The 20,769-nt window shown below is 70.7% G+C and carries 20 protein-coding genes and 1 tRNA gene; 12 read left to right on the top strand and 9 right to left on the bottom strand.

Going from position 1 to position 20,769, the window contains the following annotated elements:
- Positions 1 to 83: 83 nt before the first annotated feature.
- From ACIBBH_RS32245 to ACIBBH_RS32235, 3 genes are all read left to right on the top strand, one after another.
- Positions 84 to 659, top strand: coding sequence for a TerD family protein (locus ACIBBH_RS32245; RefSeq protein ID WP_399410699.1), 576 nt, complete (start codon positions 84 to 86; stop codon positions 657 to 659).
- Between the two features lie 119 nt (positions 660 to 778).
- Entirely contained in the window at positions 779 to 1,918 is a 1,140-nt protein-coding gene (locus ACIBBH_RS32240; protein ID WP_399410697.1) for a DUF475 domain-containing protein, read from the top strand.
- A 90-nt stretch (positions 1,919 to 2,008) separates the two neighbouring features.
- Entirely contained in the window at positions 2,009 to 2,746 is a 738-nt protein-coding gene (locus ACIBBH_RS32235; protein ID WP_399410695.1) for a Tellurium resistance, read from the top strand.
- Between the two features lie 13 nt (positions 2,747 to 2,759).
- Here the strand turns inward: ACIBBH_RS32235 and ACIBBH_RS32230 are convergent, their stop codons facing one another.
- A complete protein-coding gene (locus ACIBBH_RS32230) occupies positions 2,760 to 3,539 on the bottom strand; it encodes a TerD family protein (RefSeq protein ID WP_399410693.1) in 780 nt (259 codons plus the stop codon).
- Positions 3,540 to 3,724: 185 nt separating this feature from the next.
- On the opposite strand from ACIBBH_RS32230, the gene ACIBBH_RS32225 reads away from it, so the two are divergent.
- Genes ACIBBH_RS32225 through ACIBBH_RS32215 form a run of 3 tightly spaced genes read left to right on the top strand, consistent with a single transcriptional unit; the run spans position 3,725 to position 8,189 of the window.
- Positions 3,725 to 4,891 (top strand): HpcH/HpaI aldolase/citrate lyase family protein, encoded by a 1,167-nt coding sequence (locus tag ACIBBH_RS32225; RefSeq protein WP_399410691.1) that lies wholly within the window; start codon positions 3,725 to 3,727, stop codon positions 4,889 to 4,891.
- Between the two features lie 53 nt (positions 4,892 to 4,944).
- On the top strand, positions 4,945 to 7,377 hold the full coding sequence (locus ACIBBH_RS32220) for a phosphoribosyltransferase (protein ID WP_399410689.1): 2,433 nt from the start codon (positions 4,945 to 4,947) through the stop codon (positions 7,375 to 7,377).
- Positions 7,377 to 8,189 (top strand): HAD family hydrolase, encoded by an 813-nt coding sequence (locus tag ACIBBH_RS32215; protein WP_399410687.1) that lies wholly within the window; start codon positions 7,377 to 7,379, stop codon positions 8,187 to 8,189. Before ACIBBH_RS32220 ends, ACIBBH_RS32215 begins: the two co-directional genes overlap by 1 nt.
- 3 nt (positions 8,190 to 8,192) lie before the next feature.
- Here the strand turns inward: ACIBBH_RS32215 and ACIBBH_RS32210 are convergent, their stop codons facing one another.
- The gene (locus tag ACIBBH_RS32210) at positions 8,193 to 8,423 is read right to left on the bottom strand and encodes a zinc ribbon domain-containing protein (RefSeq protein ID WP_399410685.1); all 231 of its coding nucleotides are present in this window, start codon (positions 8,421 to 8,423) and stop codon (positions 8,193 to 8,195) included.
- A gap of 242 nt (positions 8,424 to 8,665) precedes the next feature.
- Here ACIBBH_RS32210 and ACIBBH_RS32205 point away from each other — a divergent pair, with 242 nt between their 5' ends.
- The 3 genes from ACIBBH_RS32205 to ACIBBH_RS32195 all read left to right on the top strand — a co-directional run bounded on the left by ACIBBH_RS32205 (position 8,666) and on the right by ACIBBH_RS32195 (position 13,668).
- Positions 8,666 to 11,032 carry a transglycosylase domain-containing protein gene (locus ACIBBH_RS32205; protein WP_399410683.1) on the top strand — a complete coding sequence of 789 codons (2,367 nt, stop codon included), beginning with the start codon at positions 8,666 to 8,668 and terminating at the stop codon, positions 11,030 to 11,032.
- A 50-nt stretch (positions 11,033 to 11,082) separates the two neighbouring features.
- Positions 11,083 to 12,384: a hypothetical protein gene (locus tag ACIBBH_RS32200; RefSeq protein WP_399410681.1), complete on the top strand. Its 1,302-nt coding sequence runs from the start codon at positions 11,083 to 11,085 to the stop codon at positions 12,382 to 12,384.
- Between the two features lie 186 nt (positions 12,385 to 12,570).
- A complete protein-coding gene (locus ACIBBH_RS32195) occupies positions 12,571 to 13,668 on the top strand; it encodes an amidase domain-containing protein (RefSeq protein WP_399410846.1) in 1,098 nt (365 codons plus the stop codon).
- On the opposite strand, the gene ACIBBH_RS32190 is transcribed toward ACIBBH_RS32195, so the two are convergent.
- Both ACIBBH_RS32190 and ACIBBH_RS32185 read right to left on the bottom strand, forming a co-directional pair.
- Entirely contained in the window at positions 13,656 to 14,261 is a 606-nt protein-coding gene (locus ACIBBH_RS32190) for a DUF4383 domain-containing protein (RefSeq protein WP_399410679.1), read from the bottom strand. The genes ACIBBH_RS32195 and ACIBBH_RS32190 overlap by 13 nt on opposite strands.
- Before the next feature lie 78 nt (positions 14,262 to 14,339).
- Positions 14,340 to 15,608: a hypothetical protein gene (locus ACIBBH_RS32185; protein ID WP_399410677.1), complete on the bottom strand. Its 1,269-nt coding sequence runs from the start codon at positions 15,606 to 15,608 to the stop codon at positions 14,340 to 14,342.
- Between the two features lie 153 nt (positions 15,609 to 15,761).
- Here ACIBBH_RS32185 and ACIBBH_RS32180 point away from each other — a divergent pair.
- Positions 15,762 to 15,833 (top strand) — tRNA-Val (locus tag ACIBBH_RS32180).
- 45 nt (positions 15,834 to 15,878) lie between these two features.
- Here ACIBBH_RS32180 and ACIBBH_RS32175 read toward each other — a convergent pair.
- The gene (locus ACIBBH_RS32175; RefSeq protein ID WP_399410675.1) at positions 15,879 to 16,220 is read right to left on the bottom strand and encodes a hypothetical protein; all 342 of its coding nucleotides are present in this window, start codon (positions 16,218 to 16,220) and stop codon (positions 15,879 to 15,881) included.
- A gap of 84 nt (positions 16,221 to 16,304) precedes the next feature.
- On the bottom strand, positions 16,305 to 16,757 hold the full coding sequence (locus tag ACIBBH_RS32170) for a MarR family winged helix-turn-helix transcriptional regulator (protein ID WP_399410673.1): 453 nt from the start codon (positions 16,755 to 16,757) through the stop codon (positions 16,305 to 16,307).
- Between the two features lie 60 nt (positions 16,758 to 16,817).
- Between ACIBBH_RS32170 and ACIBBH_RS32165 the strand changes: the two genes are divergently transcribed.
- Both ACIBBH_RS32165 and ACIBBH_RS32160 read left to right on the top strand, forming a co-directional pair.
- Positions 16,818 to 17,189: a hypothetical protein gene (locus ACIBBH_RS32165; protein ID WP_399410671.1), complete on the top strand. Its 372-nt coding sequence runs from the start codon at positions 16,818 to 16,820 to the stop codon at positions 17,187 to 17,189.
- Between the two features lie 23 nt (positions 17,190 to 17,212).
- A complete protein-coding gene (locus tag ACIBBH_RS32160) occupies positions 17,213 to 17,443 on the top strand; it encodes a DUF2277 domain-containing protein (protein WP_399410669.1) in 231 nt (76 codons plus the stop codon).
- 89 nt (positions 17,444 to 17,532) lie between these two features.
- Here ACIBBH_RS32160 and ACIBBH_RS32155 read toward each other — a convergent pair whose 3' ends face one another.
- The 3 genes from ACIBBH_RS32155 to ACIBBH_RS32145 all read right to left on the bottom strand — a co-directional run bounded on the left by ACIBBH_RS32155 (position 17,533) and on the right by ACIBBH_RS32145 (position 20,736).
- Entirely contained in the window at positions 17,533 to 18,156 is a 624-nt protein-coding gene (locus tag ACIBBH_RS32155) for a DedA family protein (protein WP_399410667.1), read from the bottom strand.
- 148 nt (positions 18,157 to 18,304) lie between these two features.
- Positions 18,305 to 18,760, bottom strand: a complete 456-nt coding sequence (locus ACIBBH_RS32150; RefSeq protein WP_399410665.1) for a DoxX family protein — start codon at positions 18,758 to 18,760, stop codon at positions 18,305 to 18,307.
- A gap of 62 nt (positions 18,761 to 18,822) precedes the next feature.
- The gene (locus ACIBBH_RS32145) at positions 18,823 to 20,736 is read right to left on the bottom strand and encodes an FAD/NAD(P)-binding protein (protein ID WP_399410663.1); all 1,914 of its coding nucleotides are present in this window, start codon (positions 20,734 to 20,736) and stop codon (positions 18,823 to 18,825) included.
- Positions 20,737 to 20,769 lie beyond the last annotated feature (33 nt).

Genomic DNA, 20,769 nt, shown 5'->3' with positions numbered 1-20,769 from the left:
ACGACAACGCCGCAGATGTGCGTACCGGACCCCGCGGCCCCGGGATGATCCGAAAGTCGGGCTCCAAGGGGAGGACCAGCATCATGGGCGTCACGCTCGCCAAGGGAGGCAACGTCTCCCTCTCCAAGGCCGCACCGAACCTCACGAACGTCATGATCGGACTCGGCTGGGACGCCCGCTCCACCACCGGCGCCCCCTTCGACCTGGACGCCAGCGCGCTGCTGTGCAACAGCGGGCGGGTGCTCGGCGACGAGTGGTTCGTGTTCTACAACCAGCTCAAGAGCCCGGACGGCTCGGTCGAGCACACCGGTGACAACCTCACCGGTGAGGGCGAGGGCGACGACGAGTCCATCCTGGTCGACCTGCAGAAGGTGCCGGCCACCTGCGACAAGATCGTCTTCCCGGTCTCCATCCACCTCGCGGACGAGCGCGGCCAGACGTTCGGCCAGGTCTCCAACGCCTTCATCCGCGTCGTCAACCAGGCCGACGGCCAGGAACTGGCCCGCTACGACCTCAGCGAGGACGCCTCCACCGAAACGGCCATGATCTTCGGCGAGCTCTACCGCTACGGCGGCGAGTGGAAGTTCCGGGCGGTCGGTCAGGGGTACGCGTCCGGACTGCGGGGCATCGCCCTGGACTTCGGGGTCAACGTCTCCTAGGCGGGTCCGGACGCCCCTCCTGGCCGGGCTCAAGGGCCACGCTCTAGACTTCGGGGTCAACAGTGAGTAAAGCCGAGTACGGACCGGGGCGGACCCGTACAGACACGATGGGGTAAGCAGTGCTTCTCAAAACCTTCGGCTGGTCGTTCGCGGTCACCGCGCTCGGCCTGGTCGCGGCGATCTTCTACGGGGGGTGGGAAGCCTTCGGCCTAGTGGCGATCCTTGCCGTCCTGGAGATCTCGCTGTCCTTCGACAACGCGGTGGTCAACGCCGGGATCCTGAAGAAGATGAACGCCTTCTGGCAGAAGATCTTCCTCACGGTCGGCGTCCTCATCGCGGTCTTCGGCATGCGTCTGGTCTTCCCGGTCGTGATCGTCGCCATCAGCGCGAAGATGGGCCCCATCGAGGCCGTCGACCTGGCGCTGAACAACAAGGACCGCTACCAGCAGCTCGTCACCGACGCACACCCGGCGATCGCCGCCTTCGGTGGCATGTTCCTGTTGATGATCTTCCTCGACTTCATCTTCGAGGACCGGGACATCCAGTGGCTGCGCTGGATCGAGCGCCCCCTGGCCAAGCTCGGCAAGGTCGACATGCTGTCGGTCTGCATCTCCCTGATCGTCCTGCTGGTCACCTCCTTCACCTTCGCCACCCACGCCCACCAGCACGGCGGCGCGCACGTCGACAAGGCGCAGACGGTCCTGATCTCCGGTATCGCCGGCCTGATCACGTACATGGTCGTCGGTGGTCTCTCCGGCTACTTCGAGGACAAACTCGAGGAAGAGGAGGAGCGCGAGCACGAGGCGGAGGAAGAGGCCGCCCGTACCGGCAAACAGCGCTCGGCGGTCGTGCTGGCCGGTCAGGCCGCGTTCTTCATGTTCCTCTACCTCGAGGTCCTCGACGCGTCCTTCTCCTTCGACGGCGTGATCGGCGCCTTCGCCATCACCAACGACATCGTGCTGATGGCGCTGGGCCTGGGCATCGGCGCGATGTACGTCCGGTCGCTCACCGTCTATCTGGTCCGCCAGGGCACCCTGGACGACTACGTCTACCTGGAGCACGGCGCCCACTACGCGATCGGCGCGCTGGCCGTGATCCTCATGGTCACCATCCAGTACGAGATCAACGAGGTCATCACCGGCCTCGTCGGCGTCGTCCTGATCGCCTGGTCCTTCTGGTCCTCCGTCCGCCGCAACCGCGCACTGGCGGCCGCGGAGGGAAAAGCGGACGAGAAGGCTGAGGTCTCCTCCGGGGTGTGACGCCCCTTCGAGTGAGGAACGCTCTGAGCGGGGCGGCCGTCGCCGGCGGCCGCCCCGCCTGCTTTTTGACCTGAGTCCCTGGGGGCGGGAATGGGCTTCTTCGACGGGCTGCTGGGCGCGCGCGCGGACGACTTCGACTCGGGCAGTGCCGCGTCCAACTCCATCAAGCTCACCAAGCGGCACCACCAGGTGTCCCTCACCAGGCAGGGCGCGGCCACCGGGCACCTGCGCGTCAACCTGACCTGGCGGATGCGGACGTCCGACCTCGACGGCGGCCCTCGCCCGAGCCTGTTCCGGGATCCCTTCAAGGCGCTCAAGCCGCCGGAGGTCCTCGGGCACGGGCAGAGCATGGTCAACGTCGACCTCGACCTGGGCTGTCTGTACGAGCTCACGGACGGCACCAAGGGGGTCGTACAGCCGCTCGGCGGCTACCTCGGCGACGTCAACGCGCCGCCGTACGTCAAGCTCAGCGGCGACGACCGGTTCGGCTCGGCGTCCGGCGAGACGATCTACGTCAATCTGGACCACCGGGACGACATCAAGCGCCTGCTGGTCTTCGTCTACATCTACGACCAGACGCCGGCGTTCGACCGTACCCACGCGATCGTCACCCTTTACCCGAGCAACGGGCCCCGGATCGAGATAGGCCTGGACGAACGGCACCAGCAGGCCCGCTCCTGTGCCGTGGTCATGATCGAGAACGTCAAGGGCGAGCTGGTCGTCCGGCGCGAGGTGAGGTTCGTGTACGGGTTCCAGGCGGAGCTCGACCGGCTGTACGGGTGGGGGCTGCAGTGGGGGCGGGGCTACAAGGCGAAGGCGGAGCGGTAACCCCCTGGCCGGCCTAACGCCCGACGAACTGCGGGCCCTGAGGGGGCAGGCGGAAGTCCGCGTCCGGGAACACCGTCGCCGCCGACGGGTAGCCGTACGCCGGCTGGCTCGTGGCGTGCGGATAGCCGTAGGCGGGCTGCGTGGTCGCCGGCTGGGGCTGGGGATAGCCGTACGCCGGCTGGGGCGGGACCGTGGTCGTCGGCTGCTCGGGGGGCAGCGGCTGGGACGCGGACGGCTCCTCCGCCGCCTCCGACTCGTCCACCGAGATGCCGAAGTCGGTCGCCAGGCCCTTGAGACCGTTGGAGTAGCCCTCGCCCAGCGCGCGGAACTTCCAGCCCTCGCCGCGCCGGTACAGCTCACCGCAGATCAGCGCGGTCTCGGCACCGGTCTCGGGCTTGATGTCGAAGTGGGCCAGCGGTTCACCGTCGGGGACGGCCGCGTCGTACAGCAGGATGCGCAGGGCCTGTACGCGGTCGAAGGGGACGCCGTCCGCCGAAGCGACCAGCAGAATCCGGCTGACATCGGGCTCGACACCGGCGAGATCTGTCTGGATCGTGTCGGTGAGGCCCTCGGCGACGCGTTTCTTGCCGAGCCGCCACACCTTCCCGGAGGGGTGCCGGGGCTGGTTGTAGAAGACGAAGTCCTCGTCGGAGCGCACACGACCGTCGGGGCCGAGGAGCAGCGCCGAGGCATCGACGTCCGGGACCCCCTGCCCGGGCGCCCAGCGCAGCACGGCGCGTACCGTCGTGGCTTCGAGCGGGACGTTCGACCCCTTCAGCATCGCGTGCGTCATGCGGTCATCCTGCCCTCTCGGTCCTGCTCACGACAATGCGGGGGTGCCGCTGCCCATCCGGCGGTGGCAACCCCCGTTACGTGAAATTCATGGCTGGGGGGAACTCCGGACATGGAGACCTACGTACTATTACCGGCCACCTGTTTGCACATCCACAGGCATACCTTGCGCCACGGGGGAGTTCCATGCGTCATTTCGGGCACATCGCCCCTGAGGTGCGGCAGCGCCTCTTCCACCAGGAGCCGTGCGAGTTCACCACCGACTCCCCGGCCCGGCTGCTCTCCGCGGCCCTGGGCGCCACGCTGTACAGCCCGGCCACCCGGCCGCGGCTGGCCGACGACATCGTCAAGCAGGCCGGGAACGGCGTGGTCTCGATGGTGCTGTGCCTGGAGGACTCGATCGACGACGCGGACGTCGTGCACGGCGAGGAGAACCTCGTACGGCAGTTCGCCGACCTGGCCGGGCGGCAGGGCGTCGGGCTGCCCCTGCTCTTCATCCGGGTCCGCGTGCCCGAGCAGATCCCCGACCTGGCCCGCCGGCTCGGCCCCGCCGTCCGGCTGCTGTCCGGGTTCGTCATGCCCAAGTTCACCGAGGAGCGCGGCATCCCTTTCCTGGAGGCGCTGACGACCGCCGGGACGGAGAGCGGGCGGCGGCTGTTCGCCATGCCGGTGCTGGAGTCGCCCGAGTTGCTGTACCAGGAGTCGCGGGTGGAGGCCCTGGAGGGGATCTTCCGCGCGGTCGACAAGTACCGCGACCGGGTGCTCGCCCTGCGCCTGGGCGTCACCGACTTCTGCTCCTCCTACGGGCTGCGCCGGGCCCCCGACATGACCGCGTACGACGTGCAGATCGTCGCCTCCGTGATCGCCGACGTGGTGAACATGCTGGGCCGGGCGGACGGCACGGGGTTCACGGTGACCGGGCCGGTGTGGGAGTACTTCCGGGTGCCCGAGCGCATGTTCAAGCCGATGCTGCGGCACAGCCCCTTCCTGGAGGGGCAGGCGGTGGAGCTGCGCGAGCGGCTCATCGAGCACGCGATGGACGGGCTGCTGCGGGAGGTATCCCTCGACCAGGCCAACGGGCTGCTCGGCAAGACCTGCATCCATCCCTCGCACGTGCTGCCCGTGCACGCACTCTCCGTGGTCAGCCACGAGGAGTTCAGTGACGCGGCGGACATCCTGCGGCCGGAACGGGGCGGCGGGGGTGTACTCAGGTCGGCCTACACGAACAAGATGAACGAGGTGAAGCCGCACCGCGCCTGGGCCGAGCGGACCATGCTGCGGGCCGAGGTGTTCGGCGTCGCCAACGAGGACGTCGGCTTCGTGGAACTGCTCGCCGCCGGGATACCCGGCTGAACACACCGGCTGAACACACCGGCTCGACACCCGGTTCTGAACACAAGGGACGCATGAACAAGGCAGTGAACGACGGGGTCTGGTCCGGCACCTGGGTCACCGAGCGGCTCGGGGTCGAGCTCAGGGGAGACGACGCGCTGACGGGCCTGCTGGGGCTCGCGCTGCGCCGTAACCCCAAGCGGGCCCATCTGCTGGTCTCCAACGTGCTGGGCAAGCACGTACCGCAGTCGCCGTCCGTGGTGTACGGCCACGGGGTCGCCCTGGGCCGGCGGGTCCGTGAGCTGCTCGGCGACGAGGAGGCGGCCCGCGCGGTCGTGCTGGGCTACGCGGAGACCGCCACCGGCCTCGGCCACTCGGTCGCCGACGGCCTGGGCCTCGCCCCGTACCTGCACTCCACCCGCCGCCCGGTCGCCGGCCTCGCCCCGGCGGGCGGCTTCGAGGAGTCCCACTCCCACGCCACCTCGCACCTGCTGCTCCCCGAGAACCCGGCGCTGCTGACCGGTGACGGCCCGCTGGTCCTCGTCGACGACGAGTTCTCCACCGGCAACACGGTCCTGAACACCATCCGCGACCTGCAGGACCGCTACCCGCGGAAGCGGTACGTCGTGGTCGCCCTGGTCGACATGCGCTCTGCGCGGGACGCGGACCGCCTCGCGGACTTCGCCCGCGAGATCGGCGCCCGCGTGGACCTGATCGCCGCCGCCTCGGGCACGGTCCTCCTGCCGGAAGGAGTGCTGGCGAAGGGGCAGGAACTGGTGGCGCGGTACGAGTCGGCGGCGGTGCCCGTCCAGCGCTCGTCCACCGGCCGGATCACCCGCGTCCGGCTCGACTGGCCCGCGGGCCTCCCCGACGGCGGCCGGCACGGCTTCACGCCCGCCCAGCGCGCGCGCCTCGAGGAGGCGCTGCCCGCCATGGCCGCCCGGGTCGCCGAGGCGCTGCCCGCCGGCGCCCGCCGCGTGCTCGTGCTCGGCTTCGAGGAGTTGATGTACGCCCCGCTGCGGCTGGCCGAGGCACTGGAGCAGTGCGTGGACGCCGAGGTGCGGTACTCCACCACCACCCGGTCGCCCGTCCTCGCGGTCGACGATCCCGGCTACGCGATACGCAGCCGCATCGTCTTCCCCGCCCACGACGACCCCGCCGACGGCCCCGGCGAGCGCTACGCCTACAACGTCGCGGGCGCCGGGTTCGACGCGGTCGTCGCAGTCGTCGACTCGGTCGCCGACACACCCGCACTGCACGCCCCCGACGGCCTGCTGGCCCAGCTGGCCGCGCACACGCCGCACGTTCTGCTCGCCGCCGTACCGTCGTACGTCCCCGAAAGGCCCGCCATGCTGCCCGAGCCCCTCCGCGGCCCCGCCTTCTCCTCGTACGCGCCCGAGGAGGTCGGCTGGCTGCTGCAGGACCTCTCGGACGTGACACTGGAGGCGCCGACCGAGGAGCGCGAGGAGGCGATCCAGAGCGGCGGGGCCCACTACGCCGAGTCGCTGCCGGTGGAGTACCAGCCGAGCGAGCAGTACCAGGCGCTGTTCCACGCGGCCCTGGAGACCTCGGCCGCCCGGATCGCCCAGGCGGTCGGTGTGGTGACGGAAACGGTGATCGCCGAGCGGTCGCCCCGGCCGGTCCTCGTCTCCCTCGCCCGCGCGGGCACCCCCGTCGGCGTGCTCATGCGCCGCTGGGCGCATTTCCGGCACGGACTCGAGCTGCCGCACTACGCCGTGTCGATCGTGCGCGGCCGGGGCATCGACGCCAACGCCCTGCGCTGGCTGGCCGCCCACCACGACCCGAGGGACGTCGTCTTCGTCGACGGCTGGACCGGCAAGGGCGCCATCACCCGGGAACTCGCCGACGCGATCGAGGAGTTCGAGGCCTCCGACGGGATCACCGGCTTCGACCCGGAGATCGCGGTGCTGGCCGACCCGGGCTCGTGCGTGCGGACGTACGGCACCCGCGAGGACTTCCTCATCCCCTCCGCCTGCCTCAACTCGACGGTGTCCGGCCTCGTCTCGCGGACCGTGCTGCGCGCCGACCTGGTGGGACCCCGCGACTTCCACGGGGCGAAGTTCTACCGGGAGCTCGCCGGAGCGGACGTGTCCGTGGCCTTCCTGGACGCGGTCTCCGCCCGTTTCCCGGAGGTCGCGGACGGTGTGGAGGAGGCGGTGAAGGAGCTGGCGGCTGGCGACCGCACGCCCACCTGGGAGGGCTGGAAGGCGGTGGAACGCATCAGCGAGGAGTACGGCATCCACGACGTCAACCTCGTCAAGCCCGGCGTCGGCGAGGCCACCCGCGTGCTGCTGCGCCGGGTGCCGTGGAAGATCCTGGCCAGGGCCGGGGCGGGCGCCGACCTGCACCACGTACGCCTGCTGGCCGAGCAGCGGGGGGTACCCGTGGAGGAGGTCGACGGACTGCCGTACACCTGCGTGGGGCTGATCCACCCCAAGTACACGCGCGGAGCGACGGGCGCCGACGGCAGGGCGGTGAACGTCTGATGCCGGTGCTGGTGGCGAGCGACCTCGACCGTACGCTGATCTACTCCTCGGCGGCGCTGGCGCTGACCATGCCCGACGCGCGGGCGCCCCGGCTGCTGTGCGTGGAGGTGCACGAGAGCCGGCCGCTGTCGTACATGACGGAGACGGCGGCCCAGCTGCTCACCGACCTCGGCGACGCGGCGGTGTTCGTGCCGACGACCACCCGTACGCGCAAGCAGTACACGCGCATCAACCTGCCGGGCCCGGCGCCGACGTACGCGATCTGCGCCAACGGCGGCCATCTGCTGGTGGACGGCGTGTCGGACGCCGACTGGCACCGGCAGGTGACCGGCCGGCTGGCCGGCGAGTGCGCGCCGCTGGCGGAGGTGCAGGAGCATTTGCTGCGGACCGCCGACCCGGTGTGGGTGCGCAAGCACCGCGTCGCCGAGGACCTCTTCGCCTACCTCGTCGTGGAGCGCGAGCTGCTGTCCGAGGAGTGGGTGAAGGAGCTCGCCGTGTGGGCGGAGAACCGCGGCTGGACGGTCTCGCTGCAGGGCCGCAAGATCTACGCCGTTCCCAAGCCGCTCACCAAGAGCGCCGCCGTCCGCGAGGTCGCCCGCCGCACCGGCGCCGACCTCGTCCTCGGCGCGGGCGACTCGCTCCTCGACGCCGACCTGCTGCTGGCTGTCGACCGGGGCTGGCGGCCGGGCCACGGCGAGCTCGCCGACACGGACTGGACCGCGCCCGGGATCAGTGCCCTGCCCGAGCGCGGGGTGCTGGCCGGGGAGCGGATCACCCGGGAGTTCCTCAGGGCGGCCCGGGCGCCCGGATAGGCGTCAGCCGCAGCAGCCCCCGCCGCAGCATCCTCCGCCACCGCCACCGCCACCGCCGGCGCGGGGGGCGGGGGCCGGGGCGGTCGCGGAGCCGCCGACCGCTACCGTGGACAGCAGTTTGACCGTGTCCTCGTGGCCTGCGGGGCAGGTCGCGGGGGCGGAGGACTCAGCCATGGGACGGTTCAGTTCGAAGGTGTCGCCGCAGCTCCGGCAGCGGTACTCGTAGCGAGGCATGCGGATAGGCTATCCGGCGTGACCGCGACAGCGGCGTCTCAGAGTTTTATTAGTGTTCGCTTCTGTCGGGGGATCCTGCGGAGATTTTGCAAAGATCGCTGATAATTTGTGAGTGCCGCGAGGAGCCGCAAGACCGGAGAAGACCGGGGGAAGAGGGGGGCCGTAACGCCGCGTGAGCGGCGGCCAAGTCCACCCGCTGAGTCTACCCGCGCGCAGGACCGAGTGCGGAGGGAGACACAGACGTGACCGAGGCAGGGCAGGGGGAGGGCGCCCCGGAGGACGACCGCCGTCCCCGGGGGCGTCGCGCCACGCCGGAAAAACGGCCGGAGGCCGGGCCGCCGCTGCCGGCCGACGAGACGATGCAGCTGAAAGTCGACGCCCTGCGCGAGGCCGCCCTGCCCGGGCCCGACGAGACGATGCAGCTGAAAGTCGACGCCCTCCGCAAGGACACCCTCGGCAAGGACGTTCCGCCGAATCCGGACGAGACCATGGCGCTGCGCGCGCTCCGGCCGGAGGAGGTTGAGAAGCCCGACAAGACCGCCGGGACCGGCAAGCCCGACCGGCGGGGCGGCCGCCGCAAACCGCGGCCCAGGCCCGCGCTGCCCCCGGCCGTTGCTCGTGTCACCGCCACCGCCGCGCAGCACCTCGCACCACTCGCCGCCCGAACAGCCCCGTACGCCCGGAAGCTGAAACCGGTCTACCCGCGCCCGGGCCGCACCGGCTGGCGCCGCTGGATGCCCTCCTGGAAGCAGTGGCTGGGCGCGTGGCTGACGGCGATCGGCCTGACCGGCACCTTCCTGGTCGTCGCCTACGCCGTCACGGACATACCGAGCGACCTGAACGCGTACGCCACCCAGCAGGACAACGTCTACTTCTGGTCCGACGGCACGCCCATGGCCCGCACCGGCTGGGTGCAGCGGCAGGCGATGCCGCTGAAGGACATACCCGAGGACGTCCGCTGGGCGGTGCTCGCGGCGGAGAACGAGAACTTCTACAACGACCCCGGCATCTCCTTCAAGGGCATCACGCGGGCCCTGTGGCGCACCCTCGGCGAGGGTGACACCGAGGGCGGCTCCACGATCACCCAGCAGTACGTGAAGAACGTCTACCTGACGCAGAATCAGACGGTCAGCCGCAAGTTCACCGAGGCGATGATCGCCCTCAAGCTCGACAACAAGATGAGCAAGGACCAGATCCTGGAGGGCTACCTCAACACCAGCTGGTTCGGCCGCGGCACCTACGGCATCCAGCGCGCGGCCCAGGCCTACTACGGCAAGGACGTCAGCAAGCTCAACGCATCCGAGGCCGCCTGCCTCGCCTCCCTGCTGAAGGGCGCCGGCCTGTACGACCCCACGCTCGGCAAGACCAACCACGAGCGGGCCGTGGAGCGCTGGTCCTGGATCCTGGACCGGATGGTCAAGATAGGCAAGCTGTCGCCGCAGGAGCGGGCCAGGTACAAGAAGTTCCCCGAGCCGCTGAAGACGAACCCGCTGTACGACACCGGTGAGCAGAGCGACTACCTGGTGGAACTGGCGTCGCAGTACGCGAAGAAGTCCGCGCACCTCACGGACAAGCAGTTCGACCTGGGCGGCTACCAGATATACACGACCTTCGACCGCAAGCGGGAGGCCGCGCTCACCAAGGCCGTCGCCAAGGCCCGCAAGCAGGCCGAGCAGAACCATCCCGGCGCCGCGAAGACCGCGCACTACGGGGCCGCCTCGGTGGCCACCGACGGCCGGATCCTCGCCGTCTACGGCGGCCCCGACCACCGTACCCAGGGCTACAACGAGTCCAACGCGACCACCGTCCAGGCCGGTACGGCGTTCCTGCCGTTCGTCTACGCCGCCGGTCTGGAGCACGGCGTCCACAAGGCCCGCGGCGGACCCGCGACCCCGGTGACACCCGAGACGGTCTACGACGGCGACGACGGGGTCACCGTCACCACCCCCGAGGGACCGTACTGGGACCGCAGCGGCAAGAAGGTCGCCGCCCACAACGACGGCGGCAAGTCCTACGGGCAGATCACCCTGGACAAGGCGCTCGCCCAGTCGGTGAACACGCCGTTCATGCAGCTCGGCATGGACACCGGCCTGGACAAGGTGAAACAGACCGCCGTGGCGGCCGGCCTGCTGTCCTCCAGCATGGGCCCGCAGGTGCCCGCGCTGTCCCTGGGCAACTCCACGCCCAGCGCGATCCGCATGGCGAGCGGATACGCCACGTTCGCCGCCTCCGGCACGCACACCGAGCCGTACTCGGTGCGCCGGATCACCCGCAACGGCTCCAAGGTCGCCCTGGCCAGCCCGCGCCCGCAACGCGCGGTCGGCGCGGACGTCGCCGAGGACGTCATCCGGGCGCTGACGGAGTCCTTCCGCACCGCACACCCGGATGCGGCGCCCGCCACGGCCGAGGTGTCGGGGAAGGCCGGCACCACCGGGAACGACACCGCCGCCTGGTACGCGGGCACCGCCTCGTCCGTGTCCACCGCGGTCGTCGTCTACCGCATCGATCTGGCCAAGTCCCTGGAGCCGCTGCCGCTCAAGGGAGTCGCCGGCAGCGCAACCGACAGCGTCCCGTACGCCGTCTGGTCGGGTGCCATGGGATTCGCCTGACCCCGGCGGCCGCCCCGCAACCCGCCAACCCCTCGCAGAATGAGCCCCGCATGACCCGCACGAAGTCGTCGACCGGCCGCCGCCGCAAGGCCCGCGTCCGCCGCCCCGTACCCCGGGCCACCCGCCCGCAGGTCATGACCCTGGCCGCGCTCCTCGTCGTGGCCTCCGTGGTCGCGGGCTTCCTGGTCCTCACCCGGCCGGACAGCACCGCGCCCACCGCCTCCGCCGGGACGGGCAAGAGCGGCAAGGCCGCCCCCAAGGCCACCGCGGAACCCACCTGGGACGGCAAGACCCGGATCCTCGGAGACGGCTCCACCTCCTACACCGGCCCGCAGAAGGACCAGTTGAAGCCGGTTCCGCTCAAGCCGGGTGAGAAGCCGCCCCAGTTCGTCGTCTTCTCCTGGGACGGCGCGCTGGAGGGCAGCGACCACCTCTTCTCGCACTACCGGGAGCTGGCCAAGGAGTACAACGCCCACATGACCTTCTTCCTCACGGGCATCTACCTGCTGCCCAAGAGCAAGAAGGACCTCTACCAGGGCCCCCAGCACTCGGCCGGCGACGCCGCGATCGACTACGCCACCGACGACCACATACGCGACACGCTGGAGCAGCTCCGCGCCGCCTACAACCAGGGCAACGAGATCGGCACCCACTTCAACGGCCACTTCTGCGGCGCCAAGGGCGGCGGCGACTGGAGTGTCGACGAGTGGAAGAGCGAGATCGACCAGTTCTACGGCTTCGTGGAGAAGTGGAAGACCAACACCGGCTTCAAGGACGTGCCCGCGCTGCCCTTCGACTTCAAGAAGGAGGTCACCGGCGGCCGGGCCCCCTGCCTGGAGGGCCAGCCGAACCTGTTGAAGGCCATCAAGAGCTACGGCTGGCGCTACGACGCCAGTTCCCCGGGCGACTTCCAGATATGGCCGGGCAAGAAGAACGGCGTCTGGGACTTCCCGCTGCAGATGCTCCCCTATGAGGGCGGCGACTACCAGGGCCTGTCCATGGACTTCAACTTCCTCTACAACCAGTCCGACGGCGAGACCAAGGGCGATCCCGTCAAGTACCCCGAGTGGGAGCAGCAGACCGTCGACTCCTACATGGCCGGGTTCAACCGCGTCTACTACGGCAGCCGGGCACCGCTGTTCATCGGCAACCACTTCGAGGACTGGAACGGCGGCATCTACATGAAGTCCATCGACCAGGTCATCAAGAACGTCTGCACCAAAAAGGGCGTCAAGTGCGTTTCCTTCAAGGAACTCGCCGACTGGATGGACGTACAGAAGCCCTCGACCCTGGCGAACCTGCGCAGTCTGGATCCCGCTCAGTCCCCGGACTGGTCCTCGGTCGTCAAGTGACGCCCGCAGCCTGTTGATTCCACTTGTGCATCCCCCTTCACAACCGACTCACATGCCGTGCGAAGATGCCATCTCCCGGTAGGTGTACCGGTGCAGAGGGGAACAGCATTGAAATCCAGAAAACTGAGCCGTAAGCGCAGCCGCGCGGCCCTAGTCACCGCGGCCGCAGCCTCTGTGGTCGCCGGAGTGGTCCTGGTGCCCGACTGGAGCGCCGGCGCGGCGGTCGTCGACGACCCGACGGTGGACGCGGCGACCAAGGCGACCTTCCAGCGGCTGGCCGACGCGGTCTTCACCGACCGTACGGAAGCCCTGGTGGACGGGGGTGACAAGAAGCGGGCCACGTCCGGTTTCTCCGGCGACGTCAAGCTGTCCGCCACGCAGTCCCGCGAGGAGAACTCCGCGCTGACCGAACTGCGCGGCCGCAAGTCCCGCCTCGCGAAGCTGGGCGAGAAGTACAGCGTCGGCAGCACCCGGGTCACCCTGGACGCGACGCGGGTGACCGGCCGCACGGCCAAGGCGGACGTCACCGAGACCACGACGCTGACCTACAAGAAGGTCAAGGGCACCGAGCCGAAGACCACCGGCTTCCAGGCCCACCACGAGCTGACCTTCAAGGCCGACAAGCAGGGCAACTGGCAGCTGACCGACGTCCGGGACACCGACAACGGCTACATCGCGGTGAACCAGCCGGCCAAGCAGCCGACCGTCGCCGTGAAGGCCGGCCCCACCGACGACAGCCCGCCCGAGGCGGTCCGCTCGGCGACCACGTGGCCCGCACCGGCCAACGTCAAGAACCTCACCGCCAGCGGCTACAACTACAAGGCCATGGTCGCGTACGCGACGAAGTACTGGAACAACTACAACAAGGACTACCCGGACTTCAACGGGCAGGGGGCCGGCGGCGACTGCACCAACTTCGTCAGCCAGTCCCTGAAGGCCGGCGGCTGGAAGCACGTCCCGGGCTACACGAACGACTTCCACAAGTGGTTCGGCAACGCCGACATCCAGTCGGACTCGTTCGTCGGCGTCAACGAGTTCTCCTGGTTCGCCCTGTCCTCCAAGCGGGTCACCAGCCTCGCCAACGTCTACCAGATGGATATCGGTGACGTGCTGCAGATGGACTTCAGCAAGGACGGGTCCAAGGACCACTCCATGATCGTCACCTACCGCAGCCCGCAGGGCGTGCCGTACGTGACGTACCACTCCACCAACACCTACAACAGGTCGGTGGCGAGCCTCGTCGCCTCGTACCCGAACGCGGCCTTCTACGCCTACCGCACCTGACCCCGCGGGGGCTGCCGGTACCGCTGCTCCTGAACCGGCTGCCGCTCCTCGGCCGGCCGCTGCTCCTGAACCGTCCGCTGCTCCTGCGGCGACGGTTCGGGGTGGCGGGCCCGCCAGTACGGGTTGTCGTGCGGCAGGGACGAACCGACCCTGCCGTACATCCCGAACACCATCAGCAGCAGGCCGACCACGAAGCTGAACAGAACGTTCTGGATCTTGAAGGCGAGGAAGTTGTACTCGGTGTCGAGCAGGCCGAGGTTCAGGAAGCCGTTCAGGATGAACAGCACGCCGAGGATCATGTTCAGCGTCGAGGCGACGTTCCCGCCGATCACCATGCCGGCGAAGAGCAGCACCCCCACGCAGATCGACAGCACACTGAGCGCGCCGTTGGTGTTCAGGCCCGCGACGGTGTCACCGCCGGTGTCGAAGAAGCCGATCTTGTCGATGAGGCCGAGGATGCCGAAGGCGAGCAGTGCCAGGCCCATCAGGCCGGCGCCGATCCGGTAGACCGTGTTGAGCCGGTGGTCGACGGGAAGGTGCTCGTCGAAACTGATCCGCCGGCGGCTTCCCGAGTGCACTGCGTGTGAGGCCATCTCCGCCTCCCTGTCCGTGCGGGCGCAGAACGTACGTATCTCCCAATATCCGCCCGCCCCGCCCCGGCGGCAAACGGCTCAGTGGGCGCCCCCGCGCTCCTCACGGATCTGCGCGACCACTCGCGCCACCGTCTGCCGTACGGCCTCGGTCTCGGTCAGGAAGTGCCAGTAGTCGGGGTGGCGGCCCTCCAACGTGGCGATCGCGCGCTCCAGACGGGCCACGGAGTCGTCCAGCGGCCGGGCGTGCCGCGGGTCGGGCGTGGCCCGGCCGGTCATGGCCAGCCGCTGCGCGTCCCGGATCGCGAACCGGGTCCGGTCGATCTCCTGCTGGGGGTCCTTCTGTACGGCGTTCAGCCGCCGCAGCCGGTCACCGGCGGCCGACACGGCCTCGTCGGTGGCGGTCAGCAGCGCCCGTACCGTCGACAGCAGCGCGGTGGCGTCCGGCCAGCGCTGGGCGTCCCGGGCGGCCTGCGCCTGGGCCAGCTTCCGCTCGGCCTGCCGGACGTTCTCGGCGGCCTGTTCCGGCACGTGCTGCAGGTCCTGCCAGCAGGCGGCGGCGAAGCGGCGGCGCAACTCGCTCAGCACGGGGTCGACCTGCCCGGCCCGGGTGGTCAGCGCCTGCGCGCGGGTCCGCAGGCTGACCAGGCGGTGATCGATCTCGGCGGCCTTCTCCGGCAGCCGGGCGGCCTCGGCGCGGATCGCCTCCGCCTCCCGCTGCACCCGCGCGGCGCGTTCCAGTGTCTGCGGGACGCCGTGCTGCCCGGCGCCCTGGTTCAGCCTGGTCAGCTCGGGGGAGAGGGCCGCGAGCCGGGCGGCGAGGTCGTCGGCCTTCAGCCCGGACTCGCGTACGGCGTCGAGGGCGTTCGAGGCGGCGAGCAGCGACTGCCGGGCCCGCTCCACGGCGGGGGCGAGCCGGGCCAGCTGCGTCTCGGCCTTGCCGAGCAGCGGCCCGAGGGAGCTGCCGAAACGGTCCAGTTCCTGCTTGACGCGGACCAGTTCGTCCTTGGCGGCGGTCAGCTCGCTGCGGGCCCGGGCGGCGGCGGAGGACTCCAGATCGTCCCGCTCCAGGTCATGCGCGTCGACGGCCTCGATGTAGCGATGGCTGACCTCGTCGATACGCCGGCCCAGCGCCTCGAAGTCGGAGATCGCGCGGCGGGCCGCCGGCGAGTCGTCGACGGCGCTGATCGTCTCTATGGAGATCCGCAGGTCGCGCTGGGCGGTGTCGAGTTCGTAGAACGCGGCCGCGGCGGCGTCCTTGGCCGCCTGCGCCTCCGCCCGCTGGCTCTCCGCCCGCCCGCCGAACCAGCCACGGACCGGACCAGGGGTCCTTCGGGGTGTCGCCGCCACATCCCTCTCCTGTGCCGTGGTTCGCTCTGCGCGCCGTCATTCTCCCACCCGTTGTAGACGAACACACGGGCTGGTCAGTTCGCGGTTTCCCAAGCTTGCCGATACGGGTTTGCGGGGCACGGCCCCGGGCAATGTAGGCTGTCGACTCGTCGCGGGTGCGTAGCTCAGGGGTAGAGCGCCTGCCTTACAAGCAGGATGTCGGCGGTTCGAAACCGTCCGCGCCCACCGCGGGGAAGGCCCCGGCCGATCACGGCCGGGGCCTTCTTTGTGTCAGTCGGTCTCTTCCGGTGTCTCGTGGGCGTGTTTGAGCTTCATGCGGGCGTCGACGCGGTCGCCCGCGGCCACCTCCGCCCAGAAGCGGTGGCAGCTGACGAACACCGCCAGTTCGTGCTCCCGCTGCCGCAGCTTCTCCACCTCGGCCTGTTCGTCCGTCGTCCAGCCCGGGGAGGCCGGGCGCTCCACCTTCCGCCAGCCGTTGTCGTCACTGAAGCCGTCCAGCGGCTCGACCGACCAGGGCAGCCGCTTCAGCAGGGCCGACAGCTCGGCCCTGACCTGGTGCAGCTCCTCCTGACCGGCGAGGAGGTCACTCGGAAAGTCATAGGTCGCAGCCACAGGCCAATGATACGCCTGTTCGATTTTGGGTGGTGAGTTCGTTCGAGAGGTTCATGCGAACGAGTGCCTGGTCCTGAGGGGTGCTCAGTTCGTGGGCAGGCCTGCCCGTGCCGCGAGCCCGCCCAGCGCTTCCAGGAGGGCGTCTCGCTGGTCCGCGGAGAGGTGTGCCGTGATCTCCGTGTCCAGGGCGCGGGCCTCGGCGGCGCAGTCGCCCAGGAGTTGGTGACCCCGCTCGGTCAGGGTGAGGACCTGGCGGCGGCGGTCGTCCGGGCCGCGCACCCGCTGGACAGCGCCGAGGCTCTCGAGGTGGTCGGCGAGCGAGACGACCAGGCTGGGCGCCACGCCGAGCCGGGCCGCCAGGTCCTGCTGTGAGGCGAACGAGTCCTGACCGAGGGCGGTGAGCAGGCCCACGTGCTTGGGCTTGAGGTCGTACGGCTCGATCCGCTCGGCGAAGCGGTCGCCGATCACCGCCCCCAGGGTGCCGAGACGGAACACCAGGGTCTGGGGCAGGCCGGCGGAGCCCTTGACTTCATTCATGCCGAGTACGGTACCGTCCCCAAACCATTCAAGGTGAGAATGATTCATGGGGTGATTGGATTGTCCGCGCACACCGCACACCTGCTCATCGGCCTGCTCAACGCGCTCGGCGCGCTCGGCTCGGGACTCTTCGGCGTGGTCGGTTCCGTACGCCCCGCCCTGGCCCTCGGCCCGGACGAGCCCGTGCACACGGGCGTCGTGTTCTACGCGTGGGCCTACGCCGTACGGGCCGTCCCGCTGAGCGTGGTCGTCCTTGTGCTCCTGGCCGGCGGGGCGTGGGACGCGCTCGCTCCCGCCCTCGTCGTGGCCGGCCTGGCCCAGCTCGGCGACGCGGCTCTCGGGGCCGCCCGGCGCAACCCCGGCATGCTCGGCTCGTCGGCCACGCTGGCCGCGGTGCACCTGGGGTCGGCGGGGTGGTTGCTGACGCGCTGAGGAGGCTGGGGGAGACTGGGGTCATGTGCCGGAGCATCAAGACACTGCGTCCGCCCGCGCTGGCCGGTGAGGCCACGGAGGAGGAGATTCGGGCCGCCGCGTTGCAGTACGTGCGGAAGGTCTCCGGGTTCCGGGCGCCTGCCGCCCACAACCGGGAGGCGTTCGACCGGGCCGTCGAGGCGGTGGCGTCGGCGACGGCAGAACTGCTCGGGGCGTTGGAGGTGCGGGGGCAGGCTGCCCGCCGGGCGGTTTAACGGGCGCCCAGGGCCCGGTGGGCGTGAGTCGGACAGGCCCTGAGAGCCCCGAACAAAACGGGAGCCCGGCTCCCGTTTTGCCCGGGGCTCTAAGCCGGTTGCCGGCGCATCACGTACCCCGCGCCGGCCCCGGCAAGGACCAGCGCTGCCAGGGACACCCCCGTCGCCAGCCAGGTGGTGCCCAGCCACTGCGCGCCGAAGTAGCCGAGGGCGACGCTGTAGGCGGCCCAGGAGAGGCCGGCGAGGGCGGACCAGGGGAGGAAGTCGCGGGCGCGGCGGTGGGCGGCGCCGGCGCAGAGGGAGACGACCGAGCGGCCGGCGGGGGCGAAGCGGGCGAGTATCACCAGGGCGCCGCCGCCCCGGGAGAGGGCCACGCCGAGACGTTCCTGCGCGGTGGTCAGGCGGCGGGAGCGGGCGATCGCGCGGTCCAGTCGCTCCCCGCCGCGCCAGGCCAGCCGGTAGGCCACCAGGTCGCCCAGGAGCGAGGCGGTGGCCGCGGAGAGGATGAGGACCAGGATGTCCGGCACCTCCTGCGGGACGCCTCCCGTCGCCGCGTTGGAGCCGGCCGCCGCGGCGGTGGCCGCCGTGATCACCAGTACGCCGCTCGGCAGCACCGGCAGGAAGACGTCGAGCAGCACCGACAGGGCCACCATGGCGTAGATCCATGGACCGGCGGCGATCACGGCTGCCAGTGACCCCACGTTCTCGAACACGACGACTCCCCCGTTATTCCCCCGTTGACAGCCATACAGCGTACGCCGGGGGTGTGACAGCAGGGTCACAGGGGGTTGTTGGGGCCAGGTGGGATACGACGGTGCCCTCCCCCGCGCAGCCGGGAGAGGGCACCGCCGTGGTCCGGGGTCAGGCCGCTGCCGTGACCCGCTCGGCCGCAGGCTTCTCCGCGACCGCCGTGCGCCGCGCCGGCAGCCGGTCCAGTCCGAAGGCGCCCGAGCCGGTGAAGACGAGCAGGAGGAACGACCAGCAGAACAGCACCGACAGTTCGCCGCCGTTCTGGATCGGCCACAGGGCCGCCTTCTGGTGGACGTCGAAGTACGCGTACGCCATCGAGCCCGAGGCGATGAGCGCGGCGCCCCGGGTGCCGAGACCGAGCAGGACCAGGCCGCCGGCGACCAGCTGGATCACGGCCGCGTACCAGCCCGGCCAGGTGCCGGCGTCGATGGTGCCGCCGTCGGTGCCCGTCGCCCCGCCGAGGACGCCGAAGAGCGAGGCGGCGCCGTGCACGGCGAAGAGCAGGCCGACGACTACCCGGAACAGGCCGAGGGCGTAGGGCTGAGCGGCGTTGAGACGTGCGGACATGGTGGGGGGACTCCTTCGGCCGGTGGGGCGGCTACCGAATGAGGCACCCAGGTTAGGCGGTCCTAACTGATGCTTGCAAGTTCAACATTCGGCGACGGTTCCGCTTCCGCCTGCGGTTCCGTTTCGGCCGCCGCCGCGCACAGGGCGGCTCTCGCGACCGCGTCGGCATCCGAAAGCGTGACCGAATCCACGCCTGGCCGGGCTCCCGCGGCGGTCACCCAGTGCACGCCCTCCGTCGGCACTCCGAAGGCGAACCGCCTTGGGTGGACCCGGCCCTGACGGTTGATCAGGCGATACGGGCGCTGTGTCACATCCAGCCCTCCGGTCACGTAACCGTCGACGGTGTGGGGGCGGCACTGCCCGGTCCGCAGCAGTCCGGCGAGGAGGTCGTCGGCGGTGCGGCGCAGATCGGGTTCCGGCAGCCGGGCCTCTATGAGAGTCCTCACACGGACCTCGGAGCCGGGTACGTCGGAGGAGTGCGCCACCCAGGCGCCGTCCGCCGCCCGCACCTCCAGGCGCGGCCCGAGCACCTCCACCACGCCCGCCGCGACCAGCGCGGCCAGTTCCTCGACGCGCCGCCGGGGCGGACCGATGGACAGGAAGGCGTTGAGCGGGGTGTACCAGCGGTCCAGGTGGTCGCGGCGGGAGGCGCCGGCCAGGCCGCCGTGGTCGACGACCTGCCGTATCTCGTTGCGCAGGTCGCGCAGCACGTCCAGGGCCGCTTTCAGCGGACCGGCGACGTTGCCGAGCGCGGCCTGCCCGGCGTCCTCGCGCAGATGCCCGAGCAGCCACTCCCGCCAGTCGTCCGGTCCCGCGAAGACCCGTCCCGCGTACGGCCGGGACACCCGCTCCCACGACCAGCGGTCGCCCTCCGGTATCCCGAACCCGTCCAGTATCAGCGCCTCTTGCGGACTGCCGTGGGCCACCGCGAGGAAGCGCTCCCGGAACTGCGGTTCCCCGACCAGGGTCTCGTAGTAGACCGTCTCCACCTCCTTCGCGACCAGCGGCCACACCTGCGCCAGGAAGTCCGGCGCCTCCCCGGAGTCGGCGCGTTTGCGCAGGTCCGTGATCACCTCCGGGGTGAGGACGAGCGGGAGGTGCCGCCCGTACGGCCCCTTCGCGTTGTCTCCGCGCGCCTGGTGGGGGACGCCGCGCCGCGAACCGGCGTACAGGCGCGGCTCGTCGCCGGACGGCGTGTAGCGCAGGGCGCCGTCGGTGGCGCGGATGAAGCGGCCGCCGCGGCCGGTGGTGAGCAGGGCGAGATGGTCGAAGAAGTTCAGGCCCAGGCCGCGCAGCAGCACCGGTTCGCCGGGCGCGAGCGGGGAGAGGTCGACGTCGGCCGGGTTGGCGGGCGGAATGTGGCGCAGGCCGTGGCGCGCGGCGTGCGCGGCGAGGTGCTGCTGGGCCGCGTCCGCGACCACGGGGAGGTGGCCCTGGGCGAGGACCACGGCGGACAGGTCCGGCAGGACGCGGCCGTCGTCCAGCGTCAGGGCCTGGCGGCCGTCGGCGGCGTCGTCCAGCCGTACCGCGCGGGCCGCGTACGTCTCCACGCGCACCCCGGGCGGTGCCTCGCGCACGGTGCGGGCGAACACCCACTCCAGGTAGCGGCCGTAGTGGGCGCGGGTCGGGTAGTCGTCCGGGCCCAGCGTGCCGTCGGCCCACTCGTGCAGGCTCGGGCCCAACCGGATCGGTCCCGAGCAGTCGACGCTGTCGTCGGTGAACAGGGTCACCTGGCTCGCCACGGTGTTCATCAGCAACTCGGCCGACTGCGCGGTGCGCCACACGCGCCCGGGGCCGGGCGGGGCCGGGTCGACGACGTGCACGGTCAGCCGTACGCCGGGCGGAAGGAGCTCGGGCGCGGAGGCGCAGAGGCGTTCCAGGACGCTGGTGCCGCGAGGCCCGGCGCCGACCAGGGCGACGGAGACCGGCAGGGATCCCGCGGGGTCCGCGGTGGTGTCCTCGGTCGGTGCAGACAAGAGTGTGACTCCCGGGCGTGTGGGGCGCGATGG

Origin of the sequence: Streptomyces sp. NPDC051636, from assembly GCF_044453765.1 — a bacterium.
Lineage (GTDB): Bacteria > Actinomycetota > Actinomycetes > Streptomycetales > Streptomycetaceae > Streptomyces.
Note: the sequence above shows the minus strand (reverse complement) of the source record. Positions and strands in the feature narration are given on the sequence as shown.

Excerpts from the sequence above, each read along its gene's own strand:
- ACIBBH_RS32215 (WP_399410687.1), top strand. The coding sequence starts at position 7,377 with ATGCCGGTGCTGGTGGCGAGCGACCTCGACCGTACGCTGATCTACTCC.
- ACIBBH_RS32170 (WP_399410673.1), bottom strand. The coding sequence starts at position 16,757 with ATGAATGAAGTCAAGGGCTCCGCCGGCCTGCCCCAGACCCTGGTGTTC.
- ACIBBH_RS32225 (WP_399410691.1), top strand. The coding sequence starts at position 3,725 with ATGCGTCATTTCGGGCACATCGCCCCTGAGGTGCGGCAGCGCCTCTTC.
- ACIBBH_RS32235 (WP_399410695.1), top strand. The coding sequence starts at position 2,009 with ATGGGCTTCTTCGACGGGCTGCTGGGCGCGCGCGCGGACGACTTCGAC.
- ACIBBH_RS32150 (WP_399410665.1), bottom strand. The coding sequence starts at position 18,760 with ATGTCCGCACGTCTCAACGCCGCTCAGCCCTACGCCCTCGGCCTGTTC.
- ACIBBH_RS32190 (WP_399410679.1), bottom strand. The coding sequence starts at position 14,261 with ATGGCCTCACACGCAGTGCACTCGGGAAGCCGCCGGCGGATCAGTTTC.
- ACIBBH_RS32160 (WP_399410669.1), top strand. The coding sequence starts at position 17,213 with ATGTGCCGGAGCATCAAGACACTGCGTCCGCCCGCGCTGGCCGGTGAG.
- ACIBBH_RS32245 (WP_399410699.1), top strand. The coding sequence starts at position 84 with ATGGGCGTCACGCTCGCCAAGGGAGGCAACGTCTCCCTCTCCAAGGCC.
- ACIBBH_RS32210 (WP_399410685.1), bottom strand. The coding sequence starts at position 8,423 with ATGCCTCGCTACGAGTACCGCTGCCGGAGCTGCGGCGACACCTTCGAA.
- ACIBBH_RS32220 (WP_399410689.1), top strand. The coding sequence starts at position 4,945 with ATGAACAAGGCAGTGAACGACGGGGTCTGGTCCGGCACCTGGGTCACC.
- ACIBBH_RS32230 (WP_399410693.1), bottom strand. The coding sequence starts at position 3,539 with ATGACGCACGCGATGCTGAAGGGGTCGAACGTCCCGCTCGAAGCCACG.
- ACIBBH_RS32200 (WP_399410681.1), top strand. The coding sequence starts at position 11,083 with ATGACCCGCACGAAGTCGTCGACCGGCCGCCGCCGCAAGGCCCGCGTC.